The organism is Bradyrhizobium sp. (assembly GCF_049512235.1).
Lineage (GTDB): Bacteria > Pseudomonadota > Alphaproteobacteria > Rhizobiales > Xanthobacteraceae > Bradyrhizobium.
This window is the reverse complement of the sequence record NZ_JBEKXH010000393.1, coordinates 1-6055: the sequence shown is the minus strand read 5'-3', so window position 1 is coordinate 6055 and position 6055 is coordinate 1. Positions and strand designations below refer to the sequence as shown.

The following is a 6055-nucleotide window of genomic DNA, read 5'->3' as shown; positions in this document are numbered from 1 at the left end:
TTGGCCTTGATGTTCTCGCCGGTCTCGTAGACGAAGAATTCCATGCGATCGAGTTCGAGCAGCAGATCGTTGGGGAATTCGATATCGGCCTTGTCGATCTCGTCGATCAACAGCACCGGCCGTTTCTCGTGGGTGAAGGCGTCCCACAACTTGCCGCGCCTGATGTAGTTGGAAATGTCGGAAACCCTGGCATCGCCGAGCTGGCTGTCGCGCAGGCGCGACACCGCGTCATATTCGTAAAGGCCCTGCTGCGCCTTGGTGGTGGACTTGATGTGCCAGGTCAAAAGCGGCGCGCCGAGCGCTTTTGCCACTTCCTCGGCCAGCACGGTCTTGCCGGTGCCGGGCTCGCCCTTGATCAGGAGCGGACGCTCGAGCACGATCGAGGCGTTGACCGCGATCTTAAGGTCATCGGTGGCGACATAGTCCTTGGTGCCGGTGAATTTCATCTCAGTCTTTGCCTCGTTGTTTGTTCTCAGGCGCAAGCGGAAGCCATGACGGGGAGCTGTACCACCGCCAAACCGGCGATCGTCGCGGCGGACTGGATTATTTGTCGTGGGGATGAGGTTGTTTGTCAAACCCGGCCGGCCAGCGCGATCGCCGCGGTCACGGCTGCCGTAAAATTCACCATCATCGATACCGCAAATCGTTCTGCCTGGGGAATTCTAGTTGAAAAACCCGGCAGGTCCAGGCCTCGGAGCCGGGCCGAGGCCCTTGACGTCCCCGGCCCGGCGGGCAATCTGTAAGTCATGTTCCTGCAATTCTTCACATCGCTGCGCGACGCCCAGGTCCCGGTGACCTTACGCGAGTATCTGACGCTGATGGAGGCGCTCAACGCCGACCTCGCCGAGCAGACGGTGGAGAACTTTTATTATCTGTCGCGCACGGCCCTGGTCAAGGACGAGCGCAATCTCGACAAGTTCGATCGCGTGTTCGGTACCGTGTTCAAGGGGCTGGAAAGCCTGCTCGATGCCATGGAGAAGGCGGACATTCCCGCCGAATGGCTGAAGAAGCTCGCCGAGAAATATCTCACCGAGGAAGAGAAAAAGCAGATCGAGGCGTTGGGCTGGGACAAGCTCATGGAGACGCTGCGCCAGCGCCTCAAGGAGCAGAAGGGCCGGCATCAGGGCGGCAACAAGTGGATCGGCACGGCCGGCACCTCGCCTTTCGGCGCGCAAGGCTATAATCCCGAAGGCATCCGGATCGGCCAGGAGAAGAACCGCAACAACCGCGCGGTCAAGGTGTGGGACCGCCGCGAGTTCAGGGATCTCGACGGCAACGTCGAACTCGGCATCCGCAACATCAAGATCGCGCTCAGGCGCTTGCGCAAATTCGCCCGCACCGGCGCGCCCGACGAACTCGACCTCGACACCACGATCAAGCAGACCGCCAATCACGGCTATCTCGACGTGCATATGCGGCCCGAGCGACGCAATGCGGTCAAGGTTCTGGTGTTCTTCGACATCGGCGGTTCGATGGATTCGCACGTCGCGCAGGTCGAGGAGCTGTTCTCGGCGGCGAAGAGCGAATTCAAGCACATGGAATATTTCTATTTCCACAACTGCCTCTATGAGGGCGTCTGGAAGCAGAACCGCCGCCGCTTCACCGACCGCACGCCGACCTGGGATGTGCTGCATAAATATCCGCACGACTACAAGGTAGTGTTCGTCGGCGATGCCTCGATGTCGCCTTACGAGATCGTGGTCCCCGGCGGTTCGGTCGAGCACGTCAACGAAGAGGCGGGATCGGTCTGGATCGAGCGGATCACGCGCACCTACCCGCATGCGGTCTGGCTCAATCCGGTGGCGCAGCGGCATTGGGACTATTCGGAATCGACCACCATCATTCGCCGGCTGTTTTCGGAGCGCATGTTCCCGATCACGATCGAAGGTCTGGAAGGCGCGATGAAGGAACTGGTGCGGTAAGGCGAAGCCCGATCGAGATCGCTCCAGTCGAGGTTCAAGGAATGCCCCAGACCATCCACCGCGGTATCAAATCCCTGATCGAGGAGGCCAATGCCGAGATCGAAACGCTCAGCGCTGTCGAGGCGATCGAGGCCGCCAAGCGCGAGGACGTCGTGATCGTCGATATCCGCGATCCCCGCGAGATCGAGCGTGAGGGCCGGATTCCCGGCGCGTTCTCGTGCACCCGCGGCATGCTGGAATTCTGGATCGATCCGGCGAGTCCCTATGCCAAGCCGATCTTTCAGGGCGACAAGAAATTCATCTTTCATTGCGCGGGCGGCATGCGCTCGGCGTTGGCGGCGAAAACCGCGCAGGACATGGGATTGAAGCCGGTCGCCCACATCGGCGGCGGCTTCGCCGCCTGGCGCGATGCCGGCGGCGCGGTCGAGAAATGGGAGCCGAAACCGGCATCAACCAAAGGCGGATAACGTCAATGTCATGCCCGGCCTGAAGCGCGAAGCGCGTATTCGCGCAGTGGCGCCGGGCATCCGCGTCCTCTCGCTCTAAAGCGAGCAGGACGTGGATGGCCGGGACAAGCCCGGCCATGACGAAAATTGAGAGGGCATGGGCTTATGACATCATCCGCCGACGATCCGCTTGTCTCCACCGACTGGCTCTCTGCCCGTATCGACAATCCCAGAATCAAGGTCATCGATGCCTCCTACAAGATGCCCGGTGCGCTGCCGCTGCCATCGGACGACTATCTCGGCGTGCATATCCCCGGCGCGGTGTTTTTCGATGTCAACGCGATCGCCAATCCGGGCGATCCGCGGCCGCATATGTATCCAAGCACCGAGCAGTTCGCCCGCGATGTCGCGGCGCTCGGCATTTCCTCCGGTGACACGGTGGTGGTCTACGATTCCGGCGCCTGGGTCGCAGCGCCGCGGGCGTGGTGGATGTTTCTGTCGTTCGGCCATCCAAATGTGAAGGTGCTGGATGGGGGATTGAAAAAATGGCTGCGCGAGGGCCGCCCCACCCATTCCGGCAGGGTCACGCCGAAGCCCGGAAAATTCCAGGCCAGGCTCGATCCCGGTTTCGTCCGCAGCAAAGCGCAGCTGCTCGGCAACCTCGATACTCACGCCGAGCAGGTCGTCGATGCGCGGCCGCGTCCGCGCTTCGAGGGAACGGTCGCCGAGCCCTGGCCGGGCCGCCGCTCCGGACACATTCCGGGCAGCCGTAACGTGCCCTACGCCGAATTGTTCGACGCGCAGACCGGCGCGATGAAGTCGCTGCAGGAGCTGCGGCAGGCATTTGAGAATGCCGGCGTCGATATCACAAAACCCATCGTCACCAGCTGCGGTTCCGGCGTCTCCGCGCTGGTCCTGACGCTGGCGCTGTACCGGCTCGGCGTGCGTGATACCGCCCTTTACGATGGCTCGTGGGCGGAATGGGGTTTGCCCGACGGACCGCCGGTCGCGACCGGTCCAGCCTGAAAGCACGATGGCGAGCGGGGAGGGAGGAGGCTGCCTTAGCCGCCCGGAAAGGGGCGGGGCAGGGGCGTGAACGTGAATGAGGTCGCTGGCGGCTGCGACGACGAAGGTTCAATGCGGGCGCGCTGCGCGATCACGCGGCGGCGGACCACCCGCCGCGCCGCCTCGTGCTTCTTCGCGCTTCTGTGGGCCCGGATGATGGCACGCCTCGCCGGCGATTGCTCCTCGCTGCTGGCGGCTGGGCCGCCCAGCGTAGCGAGTTTCGTCGAGGCGGTGTTGTTCTCCGGTGCAGCCGGAGCGCTCGCTTGTTCGGCGCGAGCCGGGGCGCTCGCTTGTTCAGCGGGAGCCGGAGTGCTTGCTTGTTCGACTGCGGCCGGGGCGCCCGCTGGTTGAGCCGCCGCCGGGAAGCTCACCGGTTCAGGGCTGGCCGGAGCAGCTTGGCTCGCCGGCGGCACGGTTGTCGTGATCCCCGTTGCAGCGGGGGCATCGCCGGGAGCCGGAGCTGCCTCGCTTTGCGCCGGCACTTCGGCGGGTGGGATCTCGGGCTTACTCGCGTCGGGCAGCAGCGATGCTTCCGGCTTCAGCGCGACGCTCGGTTCGGGCGAGGCCGGCGCCGCGACGGCCGTTGCCTGCTCTGCCGGCGCGGCGGCCGCGGGAACAGGGTCCGATGGCGTTTGCACGGTGGCTGGTGGTGCGACGCTCAGCACGGCCAGCACGGGCCTTGTCGCGTCGCTCTGCTGCGCAAACATGGTTTCAGGAGCTCCGCGCCACGACGGGGTGCTGACAACTTCCTCGTGGGCCGCGCGCAGCAGAGCTGCGGCGCCGAGCCCGAACACGAGCATCGACATCGACAATACGATCGCTACAAACAGAAAACGGAAACCGGGTAACATAAAAAGACGAATTCCGCCTTTGCAGGAGTTCTGCGAAGGCCCAGGGAACATCGGGGAACGCGGTGACAACTGAACTGGCCGCATTCGCGACGCGCCGGAGATCGCCCGTACGCAGCGAATCAGGCTGCTTCGAGAATACCGCAACGGCTTGCCGGTGCTCGTTAAATATCGGGTTGAAAGGCTGCCAATGCTGCCTGCGGGTGATTTATATCCGCTGCGGCTTCGTTGCAACGGTGTTCGCCGATAGTCACAAAATGCTGAAATCTCGCCCCAATTTACCGAATTTGTCTTGAATGCGCCGCTATCTTCCGTCATCTGCCGTTAACGGTCCGGTGTGGGCTCGAGGACTAAACAACAGCGATGATGATCAAACGCATTTTGACGATTTGCGCTGCCGCGGCAGCCTCTGCGGTGGTGGCGATTTCGATCGCCGCGGCGCAGAGCTATCCGCCGCCCCCGGGCCCGATCTATTCGACCGCGCCGCAGCCCTATCCTCCCGGCGGCTATCCGGCCGATTATCGCCGCGCTCCCAGCAGTCCGGATTTCGATGCGCTGGAAGATGACGAGGCGCCCAATGCGCAGAGTTCCACGGCGCTGCCGCCTCCGGGCGCCGTGCTTTCACCCGATGATCCGCGCTATGGCCGGCCCGCAGGAGTTCCGCCCGTCTATTCCGACCGTGACGCGCCCATGGGGCCGATACTTTCGCCGGATGACCCGCGCTATGGCCGGCCCGCGGGCGCTCCGCCGCTTTATTCCGACCGTGGCCCGCCCATGGGGCCGATACTTTCGCCGGATGACCCGCGCTATGGCCGCCCCGGCCCACCGCCGGTGGTGATCTATGGCGACCGTCCAGCGGGACCGCCGGTCTATTCGGATCGCGGCGGCGATGGTCGCATTCCCGGGGCCGGCTTCATCGATCCTAATGACGATGACCGCGTGCTTCGTCCGCCGGGGGCGGTCGGAGTGCCAGGTGCCGGGGCGCCGAATGGCGTCGTCGGCGTGCAGCCTCCCCTGGGAGCCGACGGCAGGCCGATGGTGCTGTCCGCGCTGCCGCCGGACGAACAGCCGGAGGTCGGTCCCGCGCAACTCGCGCCGAACCTGCGTCGGCAGGAAGTCGCGCTAGCCACCAAGGAGCCACCGGGAACCCTGATCGTCGATACGCCGAACACCTATCTCTATTACGTGCTGGGCGGCGGACGTGCGATTCGCTACGGTGTCCGCGTCGGCCGTGACGGCTTCACCTGGAACGGGGTGCAGAAGATCTCGAAAAAGGCAGAGTGGCCGGATTGGCATCCGCCGCCGGAGATGATCGATCGTCAGCCCTATCTGCCGCGCTTCATGGCCGGCGGCCCCGGCAATCCCTTGGGCGCGCGCGCGATGTATCTCGGCAACACCGTCTTCCGCATCCACGGCACCAACCAGCCCTCGACCATCGGCAAGTTCGTCTCGTCGGGCTGCATCGGCATGCTGAACGAGGATGTTTCGGACCTGTTCGATCGCGTCAAGGTCGGCACCCGTGTGGTCGTGCTCCCCGGCGGCCAACCGCCGGGAACCACCACCGCCTCGGCTGCGCCGCAGACCGCACCCGGCGGCGTCGCGTCGGCGCCGATGTCGGGCGTTCCCGGCACTCAGCCGACACTGGTCCCACCGCTGCCCGCCCCGGTGACGGTGCGCTAGGCAGCGCTGGGCGCCTCGCATCCCGGACGCGGCTTGCGCCGCTCAGAGCCGGGATCCAGAAACGTCGGCAGCCGCGGCGCTCAACGCGCCTTCT

Annotated in this window: 6 protein-coding genes; 4 read left to right on the top strand and 2 right to left on the bottom strand. The window is 64.6% G+C overall.

All coding sequences use genetic code 11. From position 1 onward, the window contains the following. Window positions 1-446: AAA family ATPase (locus tag ABSG20_RS27295; RefSeq protein ID WP_423867591.1), on the bottom strand; the 446-nt coding region annotated here is incomplete at its 3' end. Window positions 447-746: 300 nt separating this feature from the next. Here ABSG20_RS27295 and ABSG20_RS27290 point away from each other — a divergent pair. From ABSG20_RS27290 to sseA, 3 genes are all read left to right on the top strand, one after another. Further along, window positions 747-1922, top strand: a complete 1176-nt coding sequence (locus ABSG20_RS27290; RefSeq protein ID WP_423867590.1) for a vWA domain-containing protein — start codon at window positions 747-749, stop codon at window positions 1920-1922. A 41-nt stretch (window positions 1923-1963) separates the two neighbouring features. Beyond that, window positions 1964-2389, top strand: coding sequence for a rhodanese-like domain-containing protein (locus ABSG20_RS27285; RefSeq protein ID WP_423867589.1), 426 nt, complete (start codon window positions 1964-1966; stop codon window positions 2387-2389). A 144-nt stretch (window positions 2390-2533) separates the two neighbouring features. After that, on the top strand, window positions 2534-3394 hold the full coding sequence (sseA, locus tag ABSG20_RS27280; RefSeq protein ID WP_423867588.1) for a 3-mercaptopyruvate sulfurtransferase: 861 nt from the start codon (window positions 2534-2536) through the stop codon (window positions 3392-3394). 35 nt (window positions 3395-3429) lie between these two features. Here sseA and ABSG20_RS27275 read toward each other — a convergent pair whose 3' ends face one another. Then, window positions 3430-4599, bottom strand: coding sequence for a hypothetical protein (locus ABSG20_RS27275; RefSeq protein ID WP_423867587.1), 1170 nt, complete (start codon window positions 4597-4599; stop codon window positions 3430-3432). A 45-nt stretch (window positions 4600-4644) separates the two neighbouring features. Between ABSG20_RS27275 and ABSG20_RS27270 the strand changes: the two genes are divergently transcribed. Beyond that, complete coding sequence (locus tag ABSG20_RS27270; RefSeq protein ID WP_423867586.1) at window positions 4645-5961, top strand: L,D-transpeptidase; 1317 nt, start codon at window positions 4645-4647, stop codon at window positions 5959-5961. Window positions 5962-6055 lie beyond the last annotated feature (94 nt).

Bases quoted from the DNA above. Each gene is read 5' to 3' on its own strand.
- ABSG20_RS27290 (WP_423867590.1), top strand. From the start codon at position 747: ATGTTCCTGCAATTCTTCACATCGCTGCGCGACGCCCAGGTCCCGGTG.
- ABSG20_RS27285 (WP_423867589.1), top strand. From the start codon at position 1,964: ATGCCCCAGACCATCCACCGCGGTATCAAATCCCTGATCGAGGAGGCC.
- sseA (WP_423867588.1), top strand. From the start codon at position 2,534: ATGACATCATCCGCCGACGATCCGCTTGTCTCCACCGACTGGCTCTCT.
- ABSG20_RS27275 (WP_423867587.1), bottom strand. From the start codon at position 4,599: ATGACGGAAGATAGCGGCGCATTCAAGACAAATTCGGTAAATTGGGGC.
- ABSG20_RS27270 (WP_423867586.1), top strand. From the start codon at position 4,645: ATGATGATCAAACGCATTTTGACGATTTGCGCTGCCGCGGCAGCCTCT.